Source organism: Sphingomonas panni, from assembly GCF_022664435.1.
GTDB lineage: Bacteria > Pseudomonadota > Alphaproteobacteria > Sphingomonadales > Sphingomonadaceae > Sphingomonas > Sphingomonas panni.
In genome coordinates this window covers 298,038-322,114 of record NZ_JAKREU010000002.1, presented here as the reverse complement: position 1 = coordinate 322,114, position 24,077 = coordinate 298,038, and the positions used below count along the sequence as shown (strand labels likewise).

General features: G+C 67.7%; 21 protein-coding genes. 13 read left to right on the top strand and 8 right to left on the bottom strand.

The window, feature by feature from the left end:
• Positions 1-291: 291 nt before the first annotated feature.
• Positions 292-3,627, top strand: coding sequence for an autotransporter domain-containing protein (locus MF609_RS06275; RefSeq protein WP_242415616.1), 3,336 nt, complete (start codon positions 292-294; stop codon positions 3,625-3,627).
• A 143-nt stretch (positions 3,628-3,770) separates the two neighbouring features.
• Here MF609_RS06275 and moaB read toward each other — a convergent pair whose 3' ends face one another.
• From moaB to MF609_RS06260, 3 genes are read right to left on the bottom strand one after another with little or no spacing between them, the layout of a single operon-like run.
• On the bottom strand, positions 3,771-4,298 hold the full coding sequence (gene moaB, locus MF609_RS06270; protein ID WP_242415433.1) for a molybdenum cofactor biosynthesis protein B: 528 nt from the start codon (positions 4,296-4,298) through the stop codon (positions 3,771-3,773).
• Entirely contained in the window at positions 4,288-6,063 is a 1,776-nt protein-coding gene (locus MF609_RS06265; protein WP_242415432.1) for a lytic transglycosylase domain-containing protein, read from the bottom strand. The genes moaB and MF609_RS06265 overlap by 11 nt, the downstream gene beginning before the upstream one ends.
• Complete coding sequence (locus tag MF609_RS06260; protein ID WP_242415431.1) at positions 6,060-6,776, bottom strand: uracil-DNA glycosylase family protein; 717 nt, start codon at positions 6,774-6,776, stop codon at positions 6,060-6,062. Before MF609_RS06260 ends, MF609_RS06265 begins: the two co-directional genes overlap by 4 nt.
• 117 nt (positions 6,777-6,893) lie before the next feature.
• Here MF609_RS06260 and MF609_RS06255 point away from each other — a divergent pair, with 117 nt between their 5' ends.
• The 9 genes from MF609_RS06255 to MF609_RS06215 all read left to right on the top strand — a co-directional run bounded on the left by MF609_RS06255 (position 6,894) and on the right by MF609_RS06215 (position 17,414).
• Positions 6,894-8,555: an electron transfer flavoprotein-ubiquinone oxidoreductase gene (locus tag MF609_RS06255; RefSeq protein WP_242415430.1), complete on the top strand. Its 1,662-nt coding sequence runs from the start codon at positions 6,894-6,896 to the stop codon at positions 8,553-8,555.
• A gap of 13 nt (positions 8,556-8,568) precedes the next feature.
• The gene (locus MF609_RS06250) at positions 8,569-10,137 is read left to right on the top strand and encodes a tetratricopeptide repeat protein (RefSeq protein ID WP_242415429.1); all 1,569 of its coding nucleotides are present in this window, start codon (positions 8,569-8,571) and stop codon (positions 10,135-10,137) included.
• A 5-nt stretch (positions 10,138-10,142) separates the two neighbouring features.
• A complete protein-coding gene (locus MF609_RS06245; protein WP_242415428.1) occupies positions 10,143-10,970 on the top strand; it encodes a 4-(cytidine 5'-diphospho)-2-C-methyl-D-erythritol kinase in 828 nt (275 codons plus the stop codon).
• 149 nt (positions 10,971-11,119) lie between these two features.
• The gene (locus tag MF609_RS06240; protein WP_242415427.1) at positions 11,120-11,839 is read left to right on the top strand and encodes an enoyl-CoA hydratase/isomerase family protein; all 720 of its coding nucleotides are present in this window, start codon (positions 11,120-11,122) and stop codon (positions 11,837-11,839) included.
• Complete coding sequence (locus tag MF609_RS06235; RefSeq protein ID WP_242415426.1) at positions 11,840-12,565, top strand: N-formylglutamate amidohydrolase; 726 nt, start codon at positions 11,840-11,842, stop codon at positions 12,563-12,565.
• A 9-nt stretch (positions 12,566-12,574) separates the two neighbouring features.
• On the top strand, positions 12,575-14,296 hold the full coding sequence (gene ilvD, locus MF609_RS06230; RefSeq protein ID WP_242415425.1) for a dihydroxy-acid dehydratase: 1,722 nt from the start codon (positions 12,575-12,577) through the stop codon (positions 14,294-14,296).
• A 132-nt stretch (positions 14,297-14,428) separates the two neighbouring features.
• Entirely contained in the window at positions 14,429-14,827 is a 399-nt protein-coding gene (locus tag MF609_RS06225; protein WP_242415424.1) for a hypothetical protein, read from the top strand.
• Complete coding sequence (locus tag MF609_RS06220) at positions 14,824-16,218, top strand: NAD(P)H-hydrate dehydratase (RefSeq protein WP_242415423.1); 1,395 nt, start codon at positions 14,824-14,826, stop codon at positions 16,216-16,218. The genes MF609_RS06225 and MF609_RS06220 overlap by 4 nt, the downstream gene beginning before the upstream one ends.
• Positions 16,209-17,414 (top strand): class I SAM-dependent RNA methyltransferase, encoded by a 1,206-nt coding sequence (locus MF609_RS06215; protein WP_242415422.1) that lies wholly within the window; start codon positions 16,209-16,211, stop codon positions 17,412-17,414. The genes MF609_RS06220 and MF609_RS06215 overlap by 10 nt, the downstream gene beginning before the upstream one ends.
• A gap of 12 nt (positions 17,415-17,426) precedes the next feature.
• Here the strand turns inward: MF609_RS06215 and truA are convergent, their stop codons facing one another.
• Positions 17,427-18,173 (bottom strand): tRNA pseudouridine(38-40) synthase TruA, encoded by a 747-nt coding sequence (truA, locus tag MF609_RS06210; protein ID WP_242415421.1) that lies wholly within the window; start codon positions 18,171-18,173, stop codon positions 17,427-17,429.
• Positions 18,170-19,081: a methionyl-tRNA formyltransferase gene (gene fmt, locus MF609_RS06205; RefSeq protein ID WP_242415420.1), complete on the bottom strand. Its 912-nt coding sequence runs from the start codon at positions 19,079-19,081 to the stop codon at positions 18,170-18,172. Before fmt ends, truA begins: the two co-directional genes overlap by 4 nt.
• A gap of 54 nt (positions 19,082-19,135) precedes the next feature.
• Between fmt and recR the strand changes: the two genes are divergently transcribed.
• From recR to MF609_RS06190, 3 genes are all read left to right on the top strand, one after another.
• On the top strand, positions 19,136-19,732 hold the full coding sequence (gene recR, locus MF609_RS06200; protein WP_242415419.1) for a recombination mediator RecR: 597 nt from the start codon (positions 19,136-19,138) through the stop codon (positions 19,730-19,732).
• Between the two features lie 31 nt (positions 19,733-19,763).
• Complete coding sequence (gene def, locus MF609_RS06195; RefSeq protein ID WP_242415418.1) at positions 19,764-20,288, top strand: peptide deformylase; 525 nt, start codon at positions 19,764-19,766, stop codon at positions 20,286-20,288.
• Between the two features lie 164 nt (positions 20,289-20,452).
• On the top strand, positions 20,453-21,877 hold the full coding sequence (locus MF609_RS06190; RefSeq protein WP_242415417.1) for a DNA recombination protein RmuC: 1,425 nt from the start codon (positions 20,453-20,455) through the stop codon (positions 21,875-21,877).
• A gap of 169 nt (positions 21,878-22,046) precedes the next feature.
• On the opposite strand, the gene MF609_RS06185 is transcribed toward MF609_RS06190, so the two are convergent.
• The 3 genes from MF609_RS06185 to MF609_RS06175 are packed head-to-tail and all read right to left on the bottom strand — an operon-like array spanning position 22,047 to position 24,050.
• The gene (locus MF609_RS06185) at positions 22,047-22,991 is read right to left on the bottom strand and encodes an arginase family protein (protein WP_242415416.1); all 945 of its coding nucleotides are present in this window, start codon (positions 22,989-22,991) and stop codon (positions 22,047-22,049) included.
• 30 nt (positions 22,992-23,021) lie between these two features.
• Complete coding sequence (locus MF609_RS06180) at positions 23,022-23,819, bottom strand: TrmH family RNA methyltransferase (protein WP_242415415.1); 798 nt, start codon at positions 23,817-23,819, stop codon at positions 23,022-23,024.
• 9 nt (positions 23,820-23,828) lie between these two features.
• On the bottom strand, positions 23,829-24,050 hold the full coding sequence (locus MF609_RS06175) for a hypothetical protein (RefSeq protein ID WP_066687157.1): 222 nt from the start codon (positions 24,048-24,050) through the stop codon (positions 23,829-23,831).
• Between the last annotated feature and the right edge of the window lie 27 nt (positions 24,051-24,077).

The window sequence follows — 24,077 nt, the reverse complement described above, 5'->3', positions numbered from 1 at the left end:
TAGTGCCGCGTTAGGCGATCGTTCCGGGCGGCGGGGTGAGCGCGACATGAACTTTTGGTCACGCGGCGCGATGGCGCGATGGCGCGGTGGTGCCGGTTTGCAACAGCGTGGCCAATACGAATTATTGATGATCGATACGCCGCCGCATGAATTGACAGCTTTCGGACAAAGCATAGGATGCGGGCTTCACGGCGAAATTCAGGCCGTCCGAAGTACAGGGGATGTCAAATGGTACAACGTCGATCGGCGGCTTTCCGCCGTGTGGCTCGGTGCGCGCTGCTCACGTCGGTGATGCCGTTCGCCATGCAGGCGCAGGCGCAGGCGCAGGATCGCCCGGTCGAATCGTTCGACGCGCCGCATGTCGGAACGATCTCTGCCGGCCCGATTGGGTCCGCTCCGGTCAGCGTCGCGCCGTTCGGCGGGGTTCCCGGCGGCGTGATGCCGGGCGGATCGTCGGTCGATGAGCCTCAGGTCGTCATCAACCCGCCGGGTACGCCGACGACTGCGCGCGATCCGAACGACATCACCGGCGTCGGCCAGATGTTCATCAATCAGGGCGGCGGCAGCCTGAGCCTTTGCACCGGCACGCTGGTCAATCCGCGCATGGTGATCCTGGCCGCGCACTGCATGAACACCAGCCCGGCCAGCGCCTATGGCACCGAAGCCGGCAACAAGCAGATGGCGTTCGGGTTCAAGGCGGATAATCTCCAGGGCGTGCGCGACTGGCTGTTCGGCAATGCGACGACCGGCGTGACCGCGTTCCGCTCCACGCCGTCCAATGCCATGTTCAACGTCAATCAGGTGTCCTACCTGACCGATTCGCTGAAGACCGAAAATCGCGGCTTCCTGCAATCCGACGTCGCCATCGCGACGCTGGATACGCCGGCGGTCGGCATTCCGGCCTGGGCGCTGCTGTTTTCCGCGCTGCCTGCGCCGTCGTCGATCAACAATGCGACCGGCACCGGCTATCACGTCGTCATCACCGGCTATGGCCGTAACGGCACCGGGCTGAACGGCGATACCGGCGGCATCGATTACCGGCGCCGCGTGGCGGAGAATTACCTGGGTGCGCTCGCCTCGCTCAGTGACGTCGACCTGTTCCTCTATGGCAGCAGCGGCCGCACGCTGAACCAGAACCTGTACATGACCGACCTCGACGATCCGCGTCGCGGCACGTCGTCGGCCAGCCGGTTCGACTTCAACCTGTTCAAGGACGATGCGCTCCCGAACGAAGGCATCACCGCCGGCGGCGATTCGGGCGGTCCGCTGATCCTCGACAAGACGTTCAGCAAGCCGGTCGTGCTGGGCGTGTTGTCGGGCGGTACGCGCTATTATGCGGCGCAGCCGTCCTCGTCCTACGGCACGTCGTCCTTCTATCAGCCGCTCTATCTCTACTGGGACTATATCGTCGCATCGAACCCCTATCGCTATGTTAGCGCGAAGGCGGGCGACGCGAAGTGGACCGACGCGACCCATTGGCAGACCGAACTCGATCCCAGCTATCAGGTGATCCAGAACGGCAAGCTGGTAAACGGCGTGCCGACCACCGCCGGACAGGGCGAGGCCGGATCGGGTGGCGATTTCGGGCAGCTGTGCTTCGAAAGCGGGTCCAGTTCGATCTGCAAGGACCTGGCAACCGGCATCTATTACCAGAACGGCGTGGCGGTGGCGCGCGATCCGGTCGACGCCGGTCCGGCGGCAAAGGCCGTCGGTGCCGCGACGCTGGCCAACGGGCTGCCCGGCGCGACGAACTTCGTGCCGAACAACAGCGATCCCGTGAAGGCATCGGGCATCGTCGCGCGCTATTTCGACGTGACGCTGGGAGCCGCCGGCACCACGACGCTCGACACGTCGGTCACCATCGACCGCCTGTCGATCGCCAACAGCGCGGCGCGGCTCAACGTCACCAGCACCGGATCGCTGACCAGCCTGATTGAGATCAACCAGCTGAACGGCCAGACGATCGTCGACGGGCGCGTGCGCACCGGCGGCGATTATTTCCTGCTCGGCGGCTTGCTCAGCGGCTCGGGCCGGGTCGATTCGCGCTTCCTGACCAGCGTCAGCGGCACGATCGCGCCGGGCACGATCGGGACGATCGGCACGCTGACCATCGGCGGTAACCTGATCCTCGCCTCGGGCACGCAGCTGGCGATCGACATCGGTACCGGCGGCGTGTCGGACAAGATTGCGCTGGTGCGCAACGGCACGACGGACGGCCTGGCCAGCATCGGCGGCTCCGTCCTGTTCAATCCGGTCGCGGGCAGCACCATCCGCTACAACGACAGCTACACGATCCTGACCGCCGCCGGCGAAATCCGCGGCCGCTTCGCCCAGCCGGGTGCGCTGAGCGCCATCCTGCGGCCGGTGCTGAGCTATACGGCGAACAGCGTCACCGCACGGATCGATGCGGGCAGCTATGCCAATGTCGTCGCGCAGACGCCGATCCAGACCGCTTATGCGCAGCTGCTCGACCAGGATCGCGGCAATTATTCGGCCTTGTCCGAAGCCTATGGCATCCTCGATCTCCAGTCGCAGGCCGGGATCCAGGCATCGCTGGAAGGGCTGGCCCCGCGGTCGGAAACGACCAAGCGCGCGATCGGCACGGCGGCGATGGACAATGTCGCCCGTTTCTATCGCGAACGGCTGGCGGTGATCGATCCGGCGCAGCCGCTGGGCGGTACGCTGGCGGTGATGGGGCGGCCGAACGACGTGGTCGTCGGCGCGGTGATGGCCCCGACCATGGGCGTCGCGGCACAGACCGACTCGGCGGTCACGTCGATCCGCGAAGGCGTGCTGCCCGACGATGCCAGCGCGTTCCTCGCCGGCGGCTATATCCGTGGCAGTTCGCCGGGGATGCCGGGCGTCAATCCTGCGAGCGGGCGTGACGAGTTCGACGGCTTCTACATCGCGGGCGGCGTCGAAAAGGCGCTGTCGGATACCGCCGTGCTGGGTTTCGGCCTGTCGTACAGCGATGTCGACGGGCAGCAGCGCTTCGGCCAGCAGGCGCGCGGCGAGCTGATCCAGGGGACGCTGTACGGCAAGGTGCAGGCCCCGATGGGCGTCACCGTCGACGCGCAGTTCGGTGCGGGCGTGTATCAGGCGCGGACCAGCCGCAACGTGTCGCTCGGTGCCACGCCGTTCACCCTGCGCGCCCGCGACAATGCACTGGCGCTCCAGGCAGAGGTCGGCGCGGGCTATCTGTTCGGTACCGACCAGCTGCATATCGGCCCGCGCATCGCTGTACGTGCCAGCCAGCTGGGCTTCACGCCGACGGTCGAAACCGGGGGCGGTCCGGCGCTGCGCTATGACGCCGACAAATATACCAGCCTGCAGGGCCGTGCCGGTGCGGTGCTGGACGGCGCGTTCGGCGGCTTCCGTCCATTCGCCTCGGCCTATTATGTCCGGGAGTTCGAGGATCGCGCGGCGTTCTTCACCGCTAATTTCGCCAACGGCATCGGGCCGAGCGTTGCCTTCGCGCTGCCGACGCGCGACGACGAATGGGGCGAAATCGGCGGCGGCTTCGCGTTCGGCAGCGACAAGGTCGAATTCTCGGTCGCGGCCGACACCACGATCGAGCGCGACATCCGCAACCAGTCGTATCGCGGCACGGTGAAGGTGCGCTTCTGATCCGACCCGGCCGGCGCGTTCAGGCGCGCCGGCCGATCCGGTGGAACGAAAAAGGCGGTGGCCCCGGTCGGGCCGCCGCCTTTTTTTGTCCGTGCAGAAATGCGTGGGCGACGGCCGCGCCCGTCCCGCGCCTCGCCCTGCCGCTACCGCTCCAGCAGACGCGGCATCAGTTCGACGAAGTTGCAGGGGCGATGGCGGATATCGAGCTGTTCCCTGAGGATACCGTCCCACCCGTCCTTCACCGCGCCGGTCGATCCGGGCAGCGCAAAGATATAGGTGCCGCGCGTAACACAGGCGGTGGCGCGCGACTGGATGGTGGAGGTGCCGATCTTGGCATAGCTCTGCCAGCGGAACAGTTCGCCGAAGCCCGGGATCAGCTTGGTCGCGACCCGCTCGACCGCTTCGGGGGTCACGTCGCGGCCGGTAACGCCGGTGCCGCCCGTCGTGATGACGCAATCGATCGTATCGTCGTCGATCCAGCCATGCAGTCGGGCGACGATCGTGTCGATATCGTCGCGTATGATCGCCCGGTCGGCGACGATGTGGCCGGCACCCTCGATCCGGGCGACCAGCGTGTCCCCGGAGCGATCCTCCGCCAGCCCGCGCGTGTCCGATACGGTCAGTACCGCGATCCGCACCGGGACGAATGCCCGGCTTTCGTCAATTGGCATCGGCCACCCGCGTCTGGCGGTCCGTCTTCACGCGGACGGCAGCGGCACCGGGCAAGCCGGGAAATTTCGGCCACATGCCCTGCGCCAGCGCGGCGCGGCTGGCCGACGGCTTGCCGGCCTGCTTTTCATACATCCAGTAGTTGCGCAGCACGGTCATGACATAGCCGCGCGTTTCCCAGTACGGGATCGATTCGATGTAGAGCAGCGGATCGCCGCCATCCTTCAGCTGCACGTTCCACGCCTCAACCGGGGTCGGCCCGGCATTGTACGCGGCGATGACCTTGGGCAGCAGGCCGCCGGTGAACGGCCGGTCGCGCAACTGCTCCAGATAGCTTTGCCCGACCGCCATGTTGACCTTGGGGTTGGACAAGGCGGACTTTTCGAGGTTCAGCCCGTGGGCTCGCGCATAATCGGTCAGCGCGCCGGGCCGGATCTGCATCAAACCGGTCGCGCCCGCCGGGCTGACGACGCCGGCATCGAAGCGCGATTCCTGCAACGTGTGCGCGAAAACCAGCGCCTTGTCGACGCGCCAGCCGCCCTCCGGCGTCCAGTCCGGCGCGGGGTAGCGTGCCTCCACGAGCGGACGCGCACCTTGCGGTCCATTGTGCGACAGCCATAGCTGGGTCGCGGGCAGGTTCAGCGAACCACACAGCCGGGTCAGCGCGGCATAGTCGCCCGCGCCGCCGATCCGCGCCTGATGGCGCAGCAGCTTGTCGGCCAGCGCGCCTTCGCCGATTTCGGTGAGGGCAGCGGCGACCTTCACATTCGACCGCCGCTCCAGCGCGCGCCAGTCTTCGGTTGCCGGAGCACGGGCGGCGGCGTCGGCCCCGTCGATCAGGCCCAGCGCCTGTCGAGCAAGCAGGCCGTAATAGGTTTCGCCATATTGCGCGGCGGTCTGCAGGCGGGCCTGCACCAGGTCAGGGCGGCCACAGGCGATGTCGGCGCGCGTCGCCCAATAGAGGCCGGCCGAGCGGAGTTCGGTGTCACCCGCGCGCTGCGCGACGCTGGCGAAGGCGGCCTGCGCTGCGGCGCAATCCTGTTGCCGCCATGCCGCCAGCCCCTGCGTCCAGTCCGCCTGCGCGGTCCATTCGCCTTCGCCCTGCTGCGCCACGGCGGCGAGGCGGCGGGCATTGGCGTCGTCGCCGGCCACGAAATAGATCCATGCGACCCGCCCGCGCATCTCGGTCAGCGCTTCCGGAGTCAGCTCGGCGGCGCGCGTCGCAATCAGCGCCTCGGCGGCGGCACCGTCATCGGCCTTCACATAGGGCTTCATCGCGTCGAGCAGTTGCGCGGCGGCGGCATCGCTGCGCGCCGCCTTGGCGCGGACGCGGACCGGCGCGGCATCGAACCACACCAGCCGCTGCGGCGTCGGCAGTTCGGGGAGCGCACTCGCCCCGCGCAGCTTTGCGAGGCGGGCGAGATCGGGGGCATGGGGCAGGTCGGGGGCTTCGTTCAGCAGCGCCAGCAATTGCGGCAGTTCGACCTTGGGCGACCCCTTTGCGGTATAGAGTTCGGCGCGGGCAATGGCGTGGAGCGGGCCGGGCTTCATCGCGTCCAGCCGCAGTTGCGCATCGGCCCAGCGCCCGCCACGGATAGCGGCGAAGACTTGCGTATAGGCGTCGCGATCCTCGGGCGACAATTGCGGGGGGATGCGCGCCTCGGCGACGGAAATGGCCGCGCCACGCGTCGGCGAATCATCGGCCTGGGCAGCGGTGGGAAGTGCGGGCAAGAGCAGCGCCGCGAACACGAGTGGGTTGAGCTTCACGCGGTCGGTTCCCTGATAAGCAACTGCAGGTGCCGCCATGTTTCCGCCTTGGCCAGGGGCCGCTCCAACAGGAAGCGCGGGTGGAACGTGGCGATCGTGGGACAGGCTATGCCGTCATGGTTAAGGGTGCGTAAACCACCACGCGACCCGTCGGGGCCGAGTAGCGCGCGGCACGGTTCCGCGCCGAACAGCAGCAGTTTCCGCGGCGCGACCAGGGTGACGAGGCGGCGGGCCAGTTCCTCCAGTGCGCCCTGCGCATCGGCGGGCATCCTGCCGGTCAGCGGCCGGGCATGGGCGATGCCGGCGACCACGACGGTATCGCGAACCTCGCCGATCGCCGCCAGCATCCGGTCGAGCAGCACGCCGACCGGGCCGGTCATCCACCCTGCCTCGGCCGAATCATCCGGCTCGGGCAGGTCGGTCAGGATCATCAGCGACGGATTTTTTTGTGCGACGACCGGCACCCGTCCGGCATTCCACGATGCCTCCGGCACCGCATCGCCCATCCGCCATGTCAGGAACGCATCGAGCGTGTCGGGCGGCAGGTCGGCGGCGGGCGCAGACGTTACGGCAAGCGGCCGGACCGGGGCGGCGGGGACCGCGAACCAGTCGCGCAGTTCGTCCTCGACCAGCGTGTCGACCCCTGCGTCGCTCCACCATTCCAGTGCGCTGGCTGCCGCTTCGTGCCACGAAATATGTTGGTCCGCCCCCATGCCGCCCTTAAGGCACTGGGTTGACCTCCCCGTCAATCTGCCCAAATCGTTGGCAAGGACAGGGCGTTGCCCTCACGCGACGACATGGGGGGCGAATGGCCCCAAGAGGATGATGCAATGAGCGAACGGGAATCGATGCCCTATGACGTCGTGATCGTCGGCGCGGGGCCTGCCGGCCTGTGCGCCGCGATCCGGCTGAAGCAGATGGCGGCGGATGCGGGCGAGGAGCTGGGCGTCTGCGTGCTGGAAAAGGGGTCGGAGGTCGGCGCCCATATCCTGTCCGGCGCGGTGTTCGATCCGCGCGCGATGGACGAACTGCTACCCGAATGGCGCACCATGGGCTGCCCGATGGCCGAAGTGCCGGTGACGGAAAACCATCACTGGCTGTTGTCGGAAACCGGCAGCAGCGAGGTGTCGCACCGCATCCTGCCGCCGTTCATGCAGAACAAGGGCACCTATACCGGGTCGCTCGGCAATATGTGCCGCTGGCTGGCCGAGCAGGCCGAGGGGCTGGGCGTCGAAATCTTCCCCGGCTTTGCTGCCGCCGAAATTCTCTACCATGACGACGGGTCGGTGAAGGGCGTCGCGACCGGCGACATGGGCATCGCCCGCGACGGCACGCGCAAGCCCGACTGGCAGCCGGGCCTCGAACTCCACGCGAAATATACCTTCTTCGCAGAGGGCGTGCGCGGACATCTGTCGAAGCAGATTATCCGCACCTTCGACCTAGCACGCGACAGCCAGCCGCAGGTCTATGGCCTCGGCATCAAGGAATTGTGGGACATTCCGGCCGAAAACCATGTGCCCGGCCGCGTGATCCACACGCAAGGCTGGCCGCTCAGCGAGACGCGCGGTTCGAATGGCGGCGGGTTCCTGTACCATCAGGCGAACGGGCAGGTGGCGCTGGGCTTCGTCACCTGGCTCAACTATTCCAACCCCTATCTCTCCCCGTTCCAGGAAATGCAGCGCTGGAAGACCCATCCGGCGATCGCCGCGATCCTGAAGGGGGGCAAGCGCGTCTCCTATGGCGCGCGCGCAATCAACGATGGCGGGTGGCAGTCGGTGCCGAAGCTGACCTTCCCCGGCGGGGTGCTGGTCGGCTGTTCGGCGGGCTTCCTCAATGTGCCGCGGATCAAGGGCATCCATACCGCGATGAAGTCGGGCATGATGGCCGCCGAAGCCGCCTTCGCCGCAGTGCGCGATGGCCGCTCGGGCGATGAACTGACGGCCTACACCGCCGCGTACGAGGCGAGCTGGGTCTACGAAGAACTGCGCACGGTCCGCAACGTCGTGCCGCTGGTCAAGAAATATGGCGATTTCGTCGGATCGGGCATCGCCAATGCGACGATGTGGGCGGAACATTGGGGCATCCGTATGCCCTTCACCATGGCCCACCATCCCGATCACGAAAGCCTGTGGCGCAAGGATCAGGTGAAGCCGATCGCCTATCCAAAGCCCGATGGCGTGTTGAGCTTCGACCGGCTGTCGTCGGTGTTCCTGTCGAACACCAACCACGAGGAGGACCAGCCGGTCCACCTGACGCTGAAGGATCCCGACGTGCCGGTCACCTACGACCTGCCGCTCTATGACGAACCCGCGCAACGATACTGTCCGGCGGGCGTATATGAGATTGTGGGGGCAGAAACCGACAATCCGAAATTTGTGATCAACGCGCAGAACTGCGTCCACTGCAAGACATGCGACATCAAGGACCCGACCCAGAACATCAACTGGGTCGTGCCGGAAGGCGGCGGAGGACCGAATTATCCGAACATGTAGCCTGGGATTAGTCTTGGCGACGCTGGTGGCGGCACCGGCGTCGGCGGCCTCCACCGTGCCGGCCGCCCCACTGACCGCCTATGTCCATGCCCGTGCCGCCGATGCGGAAGGACAGGTTACCATTGCCGCCCGGGGCTATGCGCTGGCGCTCGCCGCGCAGCCCTCGGACCCGGTCATCGCCGTCCGGGCGCTGCGACAGGCGCTGGCGGCAGGCGACCTGCCGCTGGCCCGCCGCGCCGGGGCGGTGTTGCGTGCCGCCGATGTGGCGCCGCCCGACCTCGACCTGCTTATGTTCAGCGACGCGGTCCTTGCCCGCGACGTGCCGGGACAGCGTGCCGCACTCGACCGGCTGGCGGGATCACCGCTCGGTTTCCTGACGCCGCTGCTGGCCGGCTGGGTCGATCTGCCCGCGCCCGACGGCTTGGCCGATGGCGGGGCGATTCCACGCCGCTATGCCGCCGAGAATGCCGCGCTGCGCCTGCTCGCCACCGGCAAGATAACCGAGGGCGTCGCTGCGACGCGGGCGCTGCTGTCCACGACCGGTGGCGACGGAGATTTCCGCCTCAATGCCGCGCAACTCCTTGCCCGAGCGGGGGAACGCGATAGCGCCCGTGCGCTGCTGGCCGGTGACGATCCGGTCATGGTCCGCGCCGCCCGGACGCTGGGGCGTGGCAGCAAGGGCGATGCGCGGTTCGGCGTGTCGCGCCTGTTCGCGCGCATGGCCGGCGACCTGTCGGCGGAGGGGACCGAAGCGCTGGCGATCATGCTCAGCCGCTGCGCCCTGCTGCTCGATCCCGATTATTCCCGTGCTCGCATCGCGCTGGCCGATGCTCTCGCACGCGACGATGCGGTGGCGGAGGCGCAGGCAACGCTGGCGTCGATCCCGGCCGGCGATCCGTTCGCAAGCAATGCCGATGCGCTCGGCATCGTCATCCTGCAACGGGCAGGCGACCTGTCCGGCGCGCTCGCGCTGGCGCGCGACGAGGCGGGTAACCGCGATGCCACGACCGCCAGCCTGCGCCGCTATGCCGATCTCCTGCTTGAAGCGAACCGGCCGGCCGAGGCTGCGCCGATCTATGCACGTGCGCTGGCGCAGGCCGGCGGCGCGGCGGACTGGACGCTCTACCTGCAACGCGGTGCCGCGCTCGACCGCGCGGGCGACTGGGCGGAGGCGCTGCCGATGCTGCGTCGCGCAGTGGAACTTGCGCCGCAGGAGCCGGCGGCGCTCAACTATCTCGGCTATGCGCAGGTCGATCGCGGAGAGAATGTCGCGGACGCGACGCGAATGCTGGAGCGGGCGCACGCCCTTGCGCCGAAGGATCCGGCAATCGCCGATTCGCTCGGCTGGGCCCGGTTTCGCGCCGGTAACCTCGCTGCCGCGCTACCGCTGATCGAGGGCGCGGTGCGGCAGGCGCCCGACGATGTCGAGATTAACGAGCATCTCGGCGACCTCTACTGGGCCGCCGGTCGGCGGGTCGAGGCGCGCTATGCGTGGAGCGCCGCTGCCGTGTCCGCTGCCGGTCCGGACGCGGCGCGACTGGCGACGAAGCTTGCGAACGGGCCGGCTTCGTCGCATCGCTGACCGCGATGATCGTCGAACCCGCGCCCGCCAAGTTGAACCTCGCCCTCCACGTCCGCGCCCGGCGCGACGATGGCTATCATGAACTCGAAACGCTATTCGTGTTCGTCCGCGATGGCGACACGGTGCGCCTGACCGCGGGGACACGCGACGGCTTCGCGATCATCGGCCCCTTCGCCGGCGGATTGGGCGGGGAGGGCGACAATCTGGTTACCCGTGCCCGCGATGCGTTCCGCGCCGAATTCGGTATCGGCGATCCGCTGTCGATCGTCCTCGACAAGCATCTGCCGGTCGCATCAGGCATCGGCGGCGGATCGGCCGATGCCGCCGCGACCTTGCGCGCTATGGCCAGGCTTGCCGATGTTGCGCTTGACGATGCCAGGCTCATGAAGATCGCCGCCGCGCTCGGCTCCGACGTTCCCGCCTGTCTGGCGGGGCGGACGATGATCGGCCGCGGCCGGGGCGAGCGACTGAGCCCGATCGACGTGCCGCCGCTGCCGGTGCTGCTGGTCAATCCGGGCGTCGGTGTGTCGACGGCCGCGGTCTTTGCCGGGTGGGACCGGATCGATCGCGGCGCGCTTCCCGACGGTGACGCGCTCGCCATCGCCATGAACGGCCGCAACGACCTCGAACCCCCGGCGCGGGCACTTGCGCCTGCCATCGATGCGGTCCTTGCGCTGCTGGTGCAGGCAACAGGGGTCCGGCTGGCGCGCATGTCCGGATCGGGGGCGACGTGTTTCGCACTGTTCGATCGTGCAGAGGATTGCGCCGCCGCTGCGACAGCGATCCGCGCGGCGCGACCCGAGTGGTGGTGTCTCGAAACGGCACTCGCGTGACAGTCGACCGTCCCGAAACAGAACAGCCGCGGGCCGCTGACGGAGGGGGAGCGCATTGGCGCGAAGCTTGCGACAGCCCCTCAGCGGATCAAACGCCAGGAGCGGGTCGTCCGTGGGCGGTCTCTTCGGACGCCGCCCACTTCTCCTCCATGATCGACTGTACCCGCGATGGGGCGGTCGTGACGCTGTGGCTGGCCCGGCGCAGGGCGCGCAATGCGTTGCCGATCGCGGGTTGGCAGGCGCTGGCAAAGTGGACGGCGGATCTGGCGGTGTCCGACGCGCGCGTCGTGCTGATCGCCTCGCGTGAGCCGGGTATCTTTTCCGCCGGGGCAGACATCGCCGAATTCGCCGACCTGCAGCGCGATCCCGTTCGTCGCGCGATCTTTCGGGAAAGCCTCTCCGCTGCGATCGAGGGCGTGGCCCGCCTGCCGATGCCCGTCATTGCGGCGGTCGATGGCGGCTGCTTCGGTGCGGCGGTCGCGCTGGCACTGGCGTGCGACCTGATCGTCGCCGGCGATGGAGCACGTTACGCGGTGCCGCCGGCACGGCTGGGCATATTGTACCCGCCCGCCGACATCGCGCGTCTGGTCGCGGCGGTCGGGCGGGGGCGAGCGGCGCGGTTGCTGTTTACCGGTGACACCATCGACGCCGACGAAGCGTACGCCATCGGCCTCGCCCATCACCGTTGCGACGATGCGCTGGCGATCGCCAACCGCATCGCCGCCAACGCCCCCGACGTCGTGCGCGCCCTGAAGCTCGCCATCGACGCTGTACCGGGTGGGGAGGAACGGTTCGACGCCGCCTTTGGCGGTCCCGAACTGATCGAAGGCCTGGCCGCGTTTCACGACCGTCGACCGCCGGAGTTCTGAATGTCTGCTGCCGACCACCTGCCCGGAACCGACACTGGCCTGCTTCTGCTGTGCGATCATGCGTCCGCCCGGGTGCCGGACGACATTGCCATTCCGCCCCATCTGCTGGCGCTGCATGTGGGGGTCGATATCGGGGCAGGGCCGCTGACCCGAGCATTGTCCGTCCGGCTCGATGCCCCCGCAATCCTGGGCACGGTGTCGCGCCTCGTCATCGACTTGCACCGGCAGAGCGATCATCCCGGCCTGATCCCTGAACTGTCCGATGGCCACGCCATCGCCGCCAATGCCGGTGCCGATCGCGCCGACCGCATCGCCCGCTTCCACGCGCCCTATCATCGCGCGATCCGCGATCAGGTCCGGCGCGACCGCCCGAAGCTAATCGTCGCGATCCACAGCTTTACGCCCCGGCTTGAAACCGGCGGTGAACCGCGTCCGTGGGATGCCGGCATTCTCTATGGTCGCGACGACCGCGCCGCGCGCATCGCGATCGATCACCTCCGCGCACAAGGCATCCCAACCGGCGACCAGCAACCCTACTCGGGCCGCGTCCTCAACGCGACGCTGGACCGTCACGCCGACGGGCAAGGTGTCCCGTCGCTGTCAGTCGAGGTTCGCAACGACCTGATCGCCGACGTCGAAGGCGTGACGGTCTGGTGCGGGATTCTTGCCGATATGATCGCCGCAGTGCGCAACGGACTTGCGCTGGAGGGCGCTGCTGCGCAATAGGCTGTCGCCATGACCCAGAATTTCGACAAATCGCGGCTGCCCAGCCGCCACGTTTCCGTCGGCCCCGAACGCGCGCCGCATCGCAGCTATTATTACGCGATGGGGATCGCCGAAGAGGATATCGCCAAGCCGTTCGTGGCACTCGCCTCAGCCGGCAACGACAGTGCGCCGTGCAACACGACGCTCGATTTCCAGGCCGATGCCGCGCGCGAGGGCGTGGTGGCCGGCGGCGGGATGCCGCGCCGGTTCAACACCATCACCGTCACCGACGGCATCGCCATGGGCCATCAAGGGATGAAATCCTCGCTGGTCAGCCGCGAAGTCATCGCCGATTCGGTCGAGCTGTCGGTGCGCGGCCATTGCTATGATGCGCTGGTCGGCTTTGCCGGGTGCGACAAGTCGCTGCCCGGCATGATGATGGCGATGTTGCGCCTCAACGTGCCGTCGATCTTCGTCTATGGCGGATCGATCCTGCCCGGCCGGTTCGAGGATCGCGACGTCACCGTGGTCGACGTGTTCGAAGCGGTCGGTCGATATGCCGCCGGCAACTGCCCGCTGCACGACCTCACCGCGCTGGAAAAGGTCGCCTGCCCGGGGCACGGCGCGTGCGGCGGACAGTTCACCGCGAACACCATGGCGTGCGTCGGCGAGGCGATCGGCCTGTCGCTGCCCAATTCGAACATGGTGCCGGCACCCTATCGCAGCCGCGAGGAAATTGCGATCGCCGCCGGCAAGCAGGTGATGGAGCTGGTTCGCCTGAACCTGCGCCCGCGCGACATCGCCACCCGTGCTGCCTTCATCAACGCCGCGCGCGTCGTCGCGGCGACTGGCGGCTCGACCAATGCCGCCCTGCACCTGCCGTCCATGGCCAACGAAGCGGGGATCGAATTCGATCTGTTCGACGTGGCGGAGGCTTTCAAATCAACGCCTTACGTCGCAGACCTCAAGCCTGGTGGCAAATATGTCGCGAAGGACATGTACGAGGCCGGCGGCGTCTACATGCTGATGAAGACGATGCTCGCCAACGACCTGCTCGACGGCAGCTGCATGACGGTCACCGGCAAGACGCTCGGTGAGAATATCGACGAAGTGACGTGGAACCCGGACCAGAAGGTCATCTACGACGTCAAGACGCCGATTACCCCGACCGGTGGCGTCGTCGGTCTGCGCGGCACGCTGGCCCCAGATGGGGCGATCGTGAAGGTGGCCGGCATGAAGCGGTTGCAGTTCACCGGCACCGCGCGCGTGTTCGATTGCGAGGAAGATGCCTTCGCTGCCGTCGAGCAGCGCAGCATCACCGACGGCACCGTCATCGTGATCCGCTACGAAGGGCCGAAGGGCGGTCCGGGGATGCGCGAAATGCTGTCGACCACCGCTGCGCTCTATGGTCTTGGCATGGGTGAGACCGTTGCGCTCATTACCGATGGCCGCTTCTCGGGCGGGACGCGCGGTTTCTGCATCGGCCATGTCGGCCCGGAAGCAGCCGAAGGTGGCCCGATCGCGCTGGTCGAGGATGGCGACATCATCACCATTGACGCCGAAGCGGGTACGATCGACCTCGACGTGGCGCCCGACGTGCTGGCCGAACGCCGTTCGAAGTGGCAGCCCCGCGTCAACGATTATCAGTCGGGTGCGCTGTGGCGCTATTCGACGACGGTCGGCCCGGCCTATCAGGGGGCGGTAACACATCCGGGTGCGAAGGCGGAACGGCACGTCTACGCCGATATCTGATCCTGTCGACCGTTAGGGTAGGCATACTCGTGTGCAAACGGGGGGCCAGAGTTGCGCCGCGTAAGGCGTGCAGCTCTGGACCCCCGCCCGTGCAGGGATACGGTTTGTAGCGCGGTGTGTTATCCCGTCGCCATGACGATATCCGGTTCCCGCCTCGCCCTTGCTGCCATCCTGTTGCTGGCGGCCTGCGAGCGGCGACCCGACCCAGCCGTTCTGGCGAATATCGAAGCGGAGCAACGCGCCGCTGCCGATGACGCCGGTCGGATCGAATGTGCCGCCGACGCGATTGCACCGCTTGCCGCGAACTGCACGATAGAGCGGACCGCCGACACAGAAGGCGCGCTGCTGACGGTCCGTCAGCCCGATGGCGGTTTCCACCGGTTGCGCATCGCCAACGACGGTCGCGGCGTGATCGCGGCCGATGGCGCGGAGGTGGCGAAGGTCACGGTGGTCAGCGACAATCGTATCGAGGTCGCGATCGGTGGCGCCCGCTATCGCCTGCCCGCGACCGTCGGACCCGTTGCTCGATGACCCTGTTCCCGGCGAACGCGCCGATCCTGAATACCGCACAGATGCGAGCGGCAGAGGAAGCCGCCTTTGCGTCCGGCGTGACGCAGGACGCACTGATGGAACATGCGGGCCTGGCGGTGGCACGCGAGGTACGTCGATTGGCGCTCGGCCGACCGGTGCTGCTGCTCGCGGGACCTGGCAATAATGGTGGCGATGCCTTTGTTTGCGCTAGACTTCTTCGAAGCCGGGGCGTCGATGTCGGCGTCGCTGCGATGCCCGGACGTACTTCCGGCGCGGCCGAGCGGGTACGGGCCACGTGGTCCGGGGAGGTCTCGTCGCTGGCTGATGCGGCGGTACGCCCAGTCGTCGTCGACGGCCTGTTCGGCATCGGCCTGTCCCGGCCACTCGCGACCGACCTTGCGACAGAACTGGAGCGGCTGACACGCGACGCCTATGTCATCGCCATCGATGTGCCCAGCGGGGTCGACGCCGATGCCGGGCAGGCGTTTGCCGGTGCCGGACGGGCGGACGTGACGGTCGCACTAGGCGCGTTGAAGCCGGCGCACGTCACCGGGCCGCAGGTGACGCGCATGGGGCATGTCCTGCTCGCCAATCTCGGTATCGCGCTGCCCGTTGCGCCACGGACCATCGCCCGACCGGTGATTACTGCTCCGGATCGCGACGCGCATAAATATCGTCGGGGCCTAGTTGCCGTCCTGTCCGGCGCGATGCCCGGTGCCGCTCGGCTGGCGGCCCGTGCCGCGCTATCGGCCGGCGCAGGCTATGTCGTGCTGGCCGGCGACGATACCGATTGCGGTGCTCCCGATGCGCTGGTGCGCCGTCCGGCCGGCGATCTCGACACGCTGCTGGCCGATGAACGTTTGGCGGCGGTCCTGGTCGGGCCGGGGCTGGGTCGCGACGACAGGGCTGCGCAATGGATCGACGCCGCGCTTGCCTCCGACGCGCCGCTGGTAATCGATGGCGATGCGATTTCGCTGTTGGGGCCTGCCGGCGTCGATCGCATCGTCGCCCGTGATGCGCCTACCTTCCTCACGCCGCATAGCGGCGAGTTCGACCGCATGTTCGGGCAGGGCACCGGGAACAAGATCGACCGGACCGCCCAAGCTGCGCTACAGGTGCGCGCCACCATCGTCCATAAAGGCCCCGATACCGTGATTGCTACTCCCGACGGCACCGTCGCCGTCTCCCCCGATGCGCCTTCGTGGCTGTCGACCGCCGGCACGGGGGACGTGCTGGCCGGTATCCTTGCCGCGCGGCTGCGACCTGCGGGGGAAGCGGCGGCAGCGCAGGCGGTGTGGCTGCACGGCCGCGCCGCGCGGCTCGCTGGCCCGGCCTTTGTCGCCGACGCGCTGATCGGTCACCTTGGTCAGGCGGTCGCCGAATGTCGCTGACCGACGACGACCTGATCGTGCGCGTCGCGGCGCGGGGGGAAGGCGTGACGGTCGATGGCTGCCACGTTCCGTTCGCCGCGCCCGGCGACCGGCTGTTGCCCGACGGCACGCTGGCGCATGGCCCCCATCACGCCGAGCCGCCGTGTCGACATTTTCCGACCTGTGGGGGGTGCCAGCTCCAGCATCTCGACCTGACCAGTGAGTCCGATTTCGTCGCCGACCGGGTGCGTGGCGCACTCGCGTCGCAGTCGCTCGACGCGGTTGTCCGCCCGGCGATCCTGTCGGCGCCCTACACCCGCCGTCGTGCGACGCTCCACGCTGACCGGCGCGGCAAGCAGGTGACGCTGGGCTTCACCGAAAGCGGTACCCACCGCATCGTTGATGTGCGCGAATGCCACGTCCTGTTGCCCGAACTCTTCGCCGCCGTCGCACCGTTGCGCTGGCTGCTGGCGACCGCGCTCAAGGACCGTTCGCGCGCCGACGTGCATCTGGCGCGGGTCGATCAGGGCGTCGACGTCCTCATCATCGGCAAGATCGCGGACGGACTGGCCGCGGCCGAAGCGCTCACGACCTTCGCGCAGGACCAGCGCCTCGCCCGGCTGTCGATCGACGACGGCATGGGGGCGGAGGCACGCTGGGAACCGGAGCCGGTGACGGTAACGCTGGGCGGCGTGCCGGTCCCGTTCCCGCCGGGCAGCTTCCTGCAGGCGACCGGCGATGGCGAGGCGGCATTGATCGCGGCGGTCGACGAAGCGGTCGCAGGGGCGGCGATCGTCGCCGACCTGTTCGCGGGTCTCGGCACCTTCACCCTGTCGCGCGACGCCACGACGCGGACCTATGCCGGGGAAGCGGGCCGTGAAGCGATCATGGCGCTGAAGCTTGCCGCCGCGCGCGCTGGCCGCTCCGTCGTCGCCGACCATCGCGACCTGTTCCGTCGCCCGTTGACGGCGACCGAACTCGACCGGTTCGATGCGGTGATCCTCGACCCGCCCCGTGCAGGAGCCCGCGAACAGGCGGCGGCACTGGCCGAGAGCCAGGCGCCGGTAATCGCCTATGTCTCGTGTAATCCCAGTAGCTTCGCGCGCGATGCCAAGACGCTGGTACAGGCAGGATACCGTATCGACTGGGTCCAGCCGGTCGGACAATTCCGCTGGTCGACGCATGTCGAACTGGTTGCCCGGCTGGTACGGGATTAGCGCTGCGCGACGTCATCCCGACGGATAGGTCGCCTCGACGAAATACAGCCCGTCCGGCGGCGCATTCAGCCACAGCGCCGCCCGGTCGCGCTCCGCCAAGATAGCGGCCAGATCGTCGGGCGTGCGTTTCCCCTGTCCGACGATTGCGAGGCAGCCGACCATCGAGCGAACCTGATGATGCAGGAACGACCGCGCGGCGGCGTGAATGTTGATCCGGTCGCCGTCGCGCTCGACCGCCAGCCGGTCGAGCGTCCGCATCGGGCTGTCGGCCTGACAATGCGCCGAGCGAAAGGTAGTGAAGTCATGCCGCCCGACCAGCCGTTCCGCCGCATCCGCCATGGCGTCGACGTCGAGCGGCTGCGGCACGCGCCATGCCAGCCCCAGTTCGTGGGTCAGCGGCGCGCGTCGGCATACGATGCGATAGACATAGGCGCGGCCGAGACACGAAAAGCGCGCGTGCCAGTCGTCCGGCACGACGTCGCAATCGAGGATCGCGACCGGATCGGGCCGGAGCCGCGCATTGAGCGCCTCCATCAGCCGGAACGGCGCGATCGCCTTCGCCACATCGACATGCGCCCGCATTCCCGTCGCATGGACACCGGCGTCGGTGCGTCCGGCGGCATGGACCGCGGCCTGCTCCCCCGTCACCTCGAACAGCGCGCGTTCGATCGCTCCCTGGACGCTGGTGCCCTCCGACTGGCGTTGCCAGCCGACGAACGGGCGACCGTCATATTCGACGGTCAGGGCGAAGCGGGTCATGCGATGTGCGTGCCCTTCGGGATCGGGAAGCCGCGCAGCATCTCCGCGGCGGAGGTCGCTCCACGCCCCGCCCGCTGGACCTGAACCGGCACGATCACCCCGTCCGCACAGGCGATCTCCAGCGCGTCGCCGACTACCGTTCCCGGTTCCGCACCGGCCGGACCGACGTCCACTTGCGCTGCCAGCACCTTGATCCGCTCGCCATTCACCTCGAAAAAAGCCCCCGGAGCCGGGTTGAACGCGCGCACCTGCCGCTCGGCATCGACCGCGCTCCCGTCGAAGCGCAACCGTGCCTCCGCCTTGTCGATCTTGGCGGCATGGGTCACGCCCGCGCTCACCTGTTCGACAGGGGGATAGGCGTCGGAATCGGCCAGCACCTCCAGCATCAGCCGCGCGCCCATCGCGCTCAGTTCGGTCGCCAACTCGCCCGCGGTCTTCTCCGCGATCGGCGTTCGCGCCTCGAGCCGCACCGGTCCGGTATCCATTCCCGCCGCCATCTGCATGATGCCGACGCCGGTTTCCGTGTCCCCGGCGAGGATCGCCCGCTGGATCGGCGCGGCCCCCCGCCAGCGCGGCAGCAGTGATCCATGGACGTTCAGGCACCCCAGTCGCGGGGCATCGAGCACCGCACGCGGCAGCAAGAGGCCATAGGCGGCAACGACGGCTACATCCGCGTTCAGCGCGGCAAAGTCCGCCTGCACCGAAGGATCGCGCAACGTTTCAGGAACGCGCACCTCGATCCCCAGCGATTCGGCCAGCTTGTGGACCGGGGAGGGGGTCAGCGCCTTGCCACGCCCGGCGCGACGCGGCGGCTGGCTGTAGCACGCGATGACCTGATGCCCCGCATCGACCAGCGCCTGAAGGATTGGCACCGCAAATTCGGGCGTGCCCATGAAGATGATCCGCATGATCCCTCTCGACACCGTGGCGTCGACCCGCGCAACCCCCTATCTTGGGCAGTGATGGCATCTCCCGAAATCGACGCGCTGACCCAGGCGCTTTCCCGCCTTCCCGGTCTCGGCCCCCGTTCGGCGCGGAGGGCGGTGCTGCATCTCGTCAAGAAGCGGGAGACGGCGCTCGACCCGTTGCTGATCGCGCTCGACCGGGTGGCGCGGAATCTGGCGACCTGCTCGACCTGCGGCAATGTCGACACGACCGATCCGTGCGGCATCTGCACCGATCCGCGTCGCGACGACCGCTCGCTCTGCGTGGTGGAGGAGGTGGCGGATTTGTGGGCGCTCGACCGCGCCCGGCTGTTCCCCGGCCGCTTTCATGTGCTGGGCGGGCGGCTGTCGGCGCTGGAAGGTGTCCGCCCGGACGACCTCGCCATCGATTCGTTGATCGGCCGCGTCGCGGCGGGCGGGATCGACGAAGTGGTCCTCGCGATGAACGCCACGCTGGAGGGGCAGACGACCGCGCACTACATCGCCGAGCGGATCGAGAAATATCCCGTCCGCCTGACCCAGTTGGCCCACGGCCTGCCGGTCGGCGGTGAACTCGACTATCTCGACGAAGGCACGCTGGCACAGGCACTGCGCGCGCGACGCCCCGTCGCTTGACCGGCGAAAATATGCTACCTAGCTAGCCGCTATGGCCATTCTTCCGATCATCGAGATCCCCGATCCCCGCCTCCGCCTCGTGTCCGAACCCGTCGAGGGCGTGACGGACGAGGTAAAGACCCTCATCGCCGACATGTTCGAGACGATGTACGACGCACCGGGCATCGGCCTGGCGGCGATCCAGGTCGCCGTGCCGAAGCGCGTGCTGGTCATCGATCTGCAGGACGAGGAGGATGAGGAAGGCAAGCCGGTCAAGGCACCGCACGCCTTCGTCAATCCGGTGATCGAGGAAGTGTCGGAAGAGCTGTCGACCTATCAGGAAGGCTGCCTGTCGATCCCCGAACAATATGCCGATGTCGTCCGCCCGGCGCGCTGCCGCGTGACGTGGCTCGATGAAAATGGCGACAGCCATGACGAATGGCTCGACGGGCTGATGGCGACCTGCCTCCAGCACGAGATGGACCATCTGAACGGCGTGCTGTTCATCGACCATCTCTCCCGGTTGAAGCGCGACATGGTCATCAAGAAGCTGAACAAGGCGCGCAAGGCGGCGTAAGGTCGGTCGTACAGGCCATCCTTCACCACAACCGCCACGCCAGCGCAGACTGGGGTGGCGAAGAAGGATATGTGCCACTCCAACGCGACGAACCGAACCGCGTTCGCCTTGTCCGGTGGGCGGGGCGGGGGTAGGTTCCCTCTCCGTTCCTCCCGGAGTATCGCATGGACCCGCTTGTCATCGTTATCGTCGCCGCCGTCCTGCTCGCGGGGCTTGCGATCGGCTGGCTGATGGGCACCCGGCAGGTCCAGTCGCTGCGCGAGGAACGCGACAAGCGCGAGGATGATTTCAAGCAGGCGATCGCCGACCTCGCACTCGCGACCGAACGTGCCAGGGAAGTCCCGGCGCTGCGCGAGGAACTCGCCGAAATACGCGGCGACCGCGATGCGCTGCTGCTCGATCATGCGGCACTCAAGGCCAATGCGGCGGCGTTCGAGGAGCGGCTGGCAGAGTTCAAGGACGCGCGCGAAGCGATGGCTGCGCAGTTCCGCGAAACCGCGCATGTCATGCTGGAAGGGGCGCAGAAGCAGTTCCTGCAACGCGCGCAGGAACGTTTCGCCCAGGCCGGCGACACCAACGAGATGAAGCTCAAGGCGCTGCTGGCCCCGGTCGAGGCGACGCTGAAGCGCTACGAAGCCAGCATTACCAAGGTCGAGGGCGAACGGCAGGAAGGCTATGGCACGCTAAAGGGCCTGATGGACGCGATGCGCATCGGCCAGGAATCGGTGAAGAGCGAGGCGGCGAAGCTTGTCAACGCGCTGCGTTCCGCGCCCAAGGCGCGGGGCCGCTGGGGCGAACAGCAGCTGCGCAACGTGCTGGAAACCTGCGGCCTTGCCGAACATACCGATTTCCAGATGGAGGTGTCGGTCGACCATGGCGACGGGCGTCTACGTCCCGATGCCATCGTGAAGGTACCCGGCGGAAAGAGCCTGGTCATCGATGCCAAGGTGTCGCTCAACGCCTATCAGGACGCACATGGCGCGGTGGATGAAGTGGAGCGCGCCGGCTTCATGACCGCGCACGTCGCGTCGATGAAGAACCATGTGAACGCGCTCGGTGCCAAGAGCTACCAGTCGCAGTTCGAGGACACGCCCGACTATGTCGTGATGTTCGTGCCGGGCGAACATTTCCTCGCCGCCGCACTGGAGCATGACCCGGCGCTGTGGGACTATGCGTTCGACCGCCGCGTGCTTATCGCGACGCCGACCAACCTGATTGCCATTGCCCGCACCGTCGCGGCGGTATGGCGGCAGGAAAAGCTGGCCGGCGAAGCGCGCCAGATCGGCCAGCTGGGTCGCGAACTCCATGCCCGCCTTGCCAAGATGGGTGACCATGTCGCGAAGCTCGGCAAGAACCTCGAGGGCGCCAACACCGCCTACAACGCGTTCGTCGGCAGCCTCGAATCGCAGGTGATGACGTCGGCCAAGCGCTTCGAAACGCTCAACATCGATACCGCCGGCAAGAGTATCGATCCGCTACCGGTCGTTGAACAATCCCCGCGCCCGCTGACCAAGCTGGCCGTCGCTATCGCGCAGGCGGAGGACGCGGTGGAGGAGCGGGCAGACACGGAAGGCGCGGCGGCGGAGTAGCGGCGCTTGCCGGCTCAGCTCATCGATCGACTGCCAACCATTGCCACGAACGCTGGACGTACCCCGGCGAAGGCCGGGGCCCAGTTGGGAAACGCTCGCGCCGTAATTGCAGCGGACGCCGCAACTGGACCCCGGCCTTTGCCGGGGTACGGAGTGGCGATACTACGGCTCAGGCTGGCCGTGGCGGCGTCTTGCCGTTATCCCCCAAAACCAGCCCCATCGTCATCGCGACGATTCGCGCCGCGATCGTCGCGCATAGCCGATGCGGATCGTCACGTTCCGGGACATATTCCGCCAGCACCAGCCCGGCGATCTTCCCCTTCTCCGCCAGCGCGGTCAGCAGCAGCACGACCTCCTCGTACCGCAGGCCGCCGGGCGTCGGCATGGCGACTGCCGGGAACACCGCCGGGTCGATCCCGTCGCAATCGATCGACACCAGATAGCGCCCGCCCGCCGGCACCTGATCGATCGCGGCATCGATCCCGCCCCGGATCAGGTCGTAGGCGGTGACGATCCGACTGCCCCAGTCGCGCGCGTCGTCGATCTGCCACGCGCCCCCGCTGCCAAGGCCCCGGACACCGACCTGTACCATCGCCGTCACGTGCGGCATCTCCGCCAGCCGCCGCATCGGCGACCCATAGCCCAGCTTCTCGCCTCGGATATCGTCACCCCAATCGACATGGGCGTCGATCTGTACGACGGTCAGCGGCCCGCGACCGGCAAAGCCGGACGCGAACGGGATCGGCACCGAATCGTCGCCGCCCAGCAATATCGGCACCGCACCCGCCGCCAGCACCGCCCGCGTCGTCGCCTCGATCCGTTCGCGATTGCCTGCTGCATCCTCCGGCCGCGTATCGACATCGCCAATATCGACCACCCCGCGCGCGTCCTGCGGATCGGGAAAGGGGGTGAAGCCCAGGTCGAAATCGATCTGCGACAATTGCCGCGCGAACCCTCGCGACGCGGCGCGGATTGCCGCGGGCGCATCTGCCGAATGGCTCGGTTCGCCATCGTCATAGGGCGTCGCCTCGCTCGCGCCGAACAGGACGATATTGGGACGTTTCAGCGCACCGAGGTCGGCGGCGGGGAGGGCGGCGAAGGTCGGTCGGGTCATCCCCGCTCAATCCTTCGCTGCGCCAAAGGTTCAGGGGCGGTGTTGTCCCAGTACCGTGTACGCCATCACCGCCGTCGCCACCGCCGCGTTCAGGCTGTCGGCCTTGCCCAGCATCGGAATCTTGACCAGCAGGTCGCATTCGGCGGCCATATGGTCGGGCATCCCCTGCGCCTCGTTCCCGGTGAGCAGGAATGTCGGGTCGGGATAGCTCGCCGCACGATAATCCTGCTCGGTATCGAGGCTGAGCCCCACCAGCGCCCCGGGCCCGCTGCGCAGCCAGTCCTTAAACGTCGCCCAATCCGCTCGCGCGACGGCGACGGTAAAGATCGCCCCCATGCTCGCCCGCACCGCTTCCACGGAAAACGGGTCGACGCACTCGTCGATCAGGATCAGCCCGCCGGCACCGGTCGCATCCGCCGTGCGCAGGATGGTGCCGAGATTGCCCGGATCGCGCAGCCGTTCGGCCACCAGCCACAGCGACGCATTGCGCCGGTCGATACCCGACAGTTCGGTCGAGAATTCGTCATAGACGCCGACGACCGACCCCGGATTGTCCTTGCCCGACAGCTTCGACAGGATGTCGACCGTAGTCGAAATGGCGATGCCGCCCGATGCCTCGGTTTCCTCGATCAAGGTTTCCAGCAAAGGATGCTGCTCGCCGCTCGCGAAATATAGTTCGGCGGGCAGCCACCCTGCCTCGCGCGCCTCGGTCAGGATGCGCAACCCTTCGGCGAGGAAGCGGCGCTGGTCACGGCGATGGCGCTTCTCCCGCAGGTTGCGGGCGGACTTTACCATCGGGTTCGAATAGGCGGTAATTTCGCGTGGCATGACGCCCGCCTAGCGCTCCTCGCGCTCCGCGTCGATGGAGTCGAGGATGCGGGTGCCGGCCATGAACACCGCGATCGGGCACACCGCGAACAGCAGCTTGCCGCCGATCCCCGGATATTGCGCCATGTAATGAAAGCCGCGCTCGACCGCGCCGACGCCCAGGCCATAGATGACGAGGAACGCCTCGAACTTCGACTTGATCGTGAACAGGTTTTTCAGCCGGGTCAGCATGTACGCAAAATACGCAAAATGCGTACC

What these genes read in the sequence shown, in the direction of transcription:
- MF609_RS06275 (WP_242415616.1), top strand. Translation starts at nt 292, where the DNA reads ATGCCGTTCGCCATGCAGGCGCAGGCGCAGGCGCAGGATCGCCCGGTC.
- moaB (WP_242415433.1), bottom strand. Translation starts at nt 4,298, where the DNA reads ATGCCAATTGACGAAAGCCGGGCATTCGTCCCGGTGCGGATCGCGGTA.
- MF609_RS06260 (WP_242415431.1), bottom strand. Translation starts at nt 6,776, where the DNA reads ATGGGGGCGGACCAACATATTTCGTGGCACGAAGCGGCAGCCAGCGCA.
- MF609_RS06255 (WP_242415430.1), top strand. Translation starts at nt 6,894, where the DNA reads ATGAGCGAACGGGAATCGATGCCCTATGACGTCGTGATCGTCGGCGCG.
- MF609_RS06245 (WP_242415428.1), top strand. Translation starts at nt 10,143, where the DNA reads ATGATCGTCGAACCCGCGCCCGCCAAGTTGAACCTCGCCCTCCACGTC.
- MF609_RS06240 (WP_242415427.1), top strand. Translation starts at nt 11,120, where the DNA reads ATGATCGACTGTACCCGCGATGGGGCGGTCGTGACGCTGTGGCTGGCC.
- MF609_RS06235 (WP_242415426.1), top strand. Translation starts at nt 11,840, where the DNA reads ATGTCTGCTGCCGACCACCTGCCCGGAACCGACACTGGCCTGCTTCTG.
- ilvD (WP_242415425.1), top strand. Translation starts at nt 12,575, where the DNA reads ATGACCCAGAATTTCGACAAATCGCGGCTGCCCAGCCGCCACGTTTCC.
- MF609_RS06225 (WP_242415424.1), top strand. Translation starts at nt 14,429, where the DNA reads ATGACGATATCCGGTTCCCGCCTCGCCCTTGCTGCCATCCTGTTGCTG.
- MF609_RS06220 (WP_242415423.1), top strand. Translation starts at nt 14,824, where the DNA reads ATGACCCTGTTCCCGGCGAACGCGCCGATCCTGAATACCGCACAGATG.
- MF609_RS06215 (WP_242415422.1), top strand. Translation starts at nt 16,209, where the DNA reads ATGTCGCTGACCGACGACGACCTGATCGTGCGCGTCGCGGCGCGGGGG.
- truA (WP_242415421.1), bottom strand. Translation starts at nt 18,173, where the DNA reads ATGACCCGCTTCGCCCTGACCGTCGAATATGACGGTCGCCCGTTCGTC.
- fmt (WP_242415420.1), bottom strand. Translation starts at nt 19,081, where the DNA reads ATGCGGATCATCTTCATGGGCACGCCCGAATTTGCGGTGCCAATCCTT.
- recR (WP_242415419.1), top strand. Translation starts at nt 19,136, where the DNA reads ATGGCATCTCCCGAAATCGACGCGCTGACCCAGGCGCTTTCCCGCCTT.
- def (WP_242415418.1), top strand. Translation starts at nt 19,764, where the DNA reads ATGGCCATTCTTCCGATCATCGAGATCCCCGATCCCCGCCTCCGCCTC.
- MF609_RS06190 (WP_242415417.1), top strand. Translation starts at nt 20,453, where the DNA reads ATGGACCCGCTTGTCATCGTTATCGTCGCCGCCGTCCTGCTCGCGGGG.
- MF609_RS06185 (WP_242415416.1), bottom strand. Translation starts at nt 22,991, where the DNA reads ATGACCCGACCGACCTTCGCCGCCCTCCCCGCCGCCGACCTCGGTGCG.
- MF609_RS06180 (WP_242415415.1), bottom strand. Translation starts at nt 23,819, where the DNA reads ATGCCACGCGAAATTACCGCCTATTCGAACCCGATGGTAAAGTCCGCC.
- MF609_RS06175 (WP_066687157.1), bottom strand. Translation starts at nt 24,050, where the DNA reads ATGCTGACCCGGCTGAAAAACCTGTTCACGATCAAGTCGAAGTTCGAG.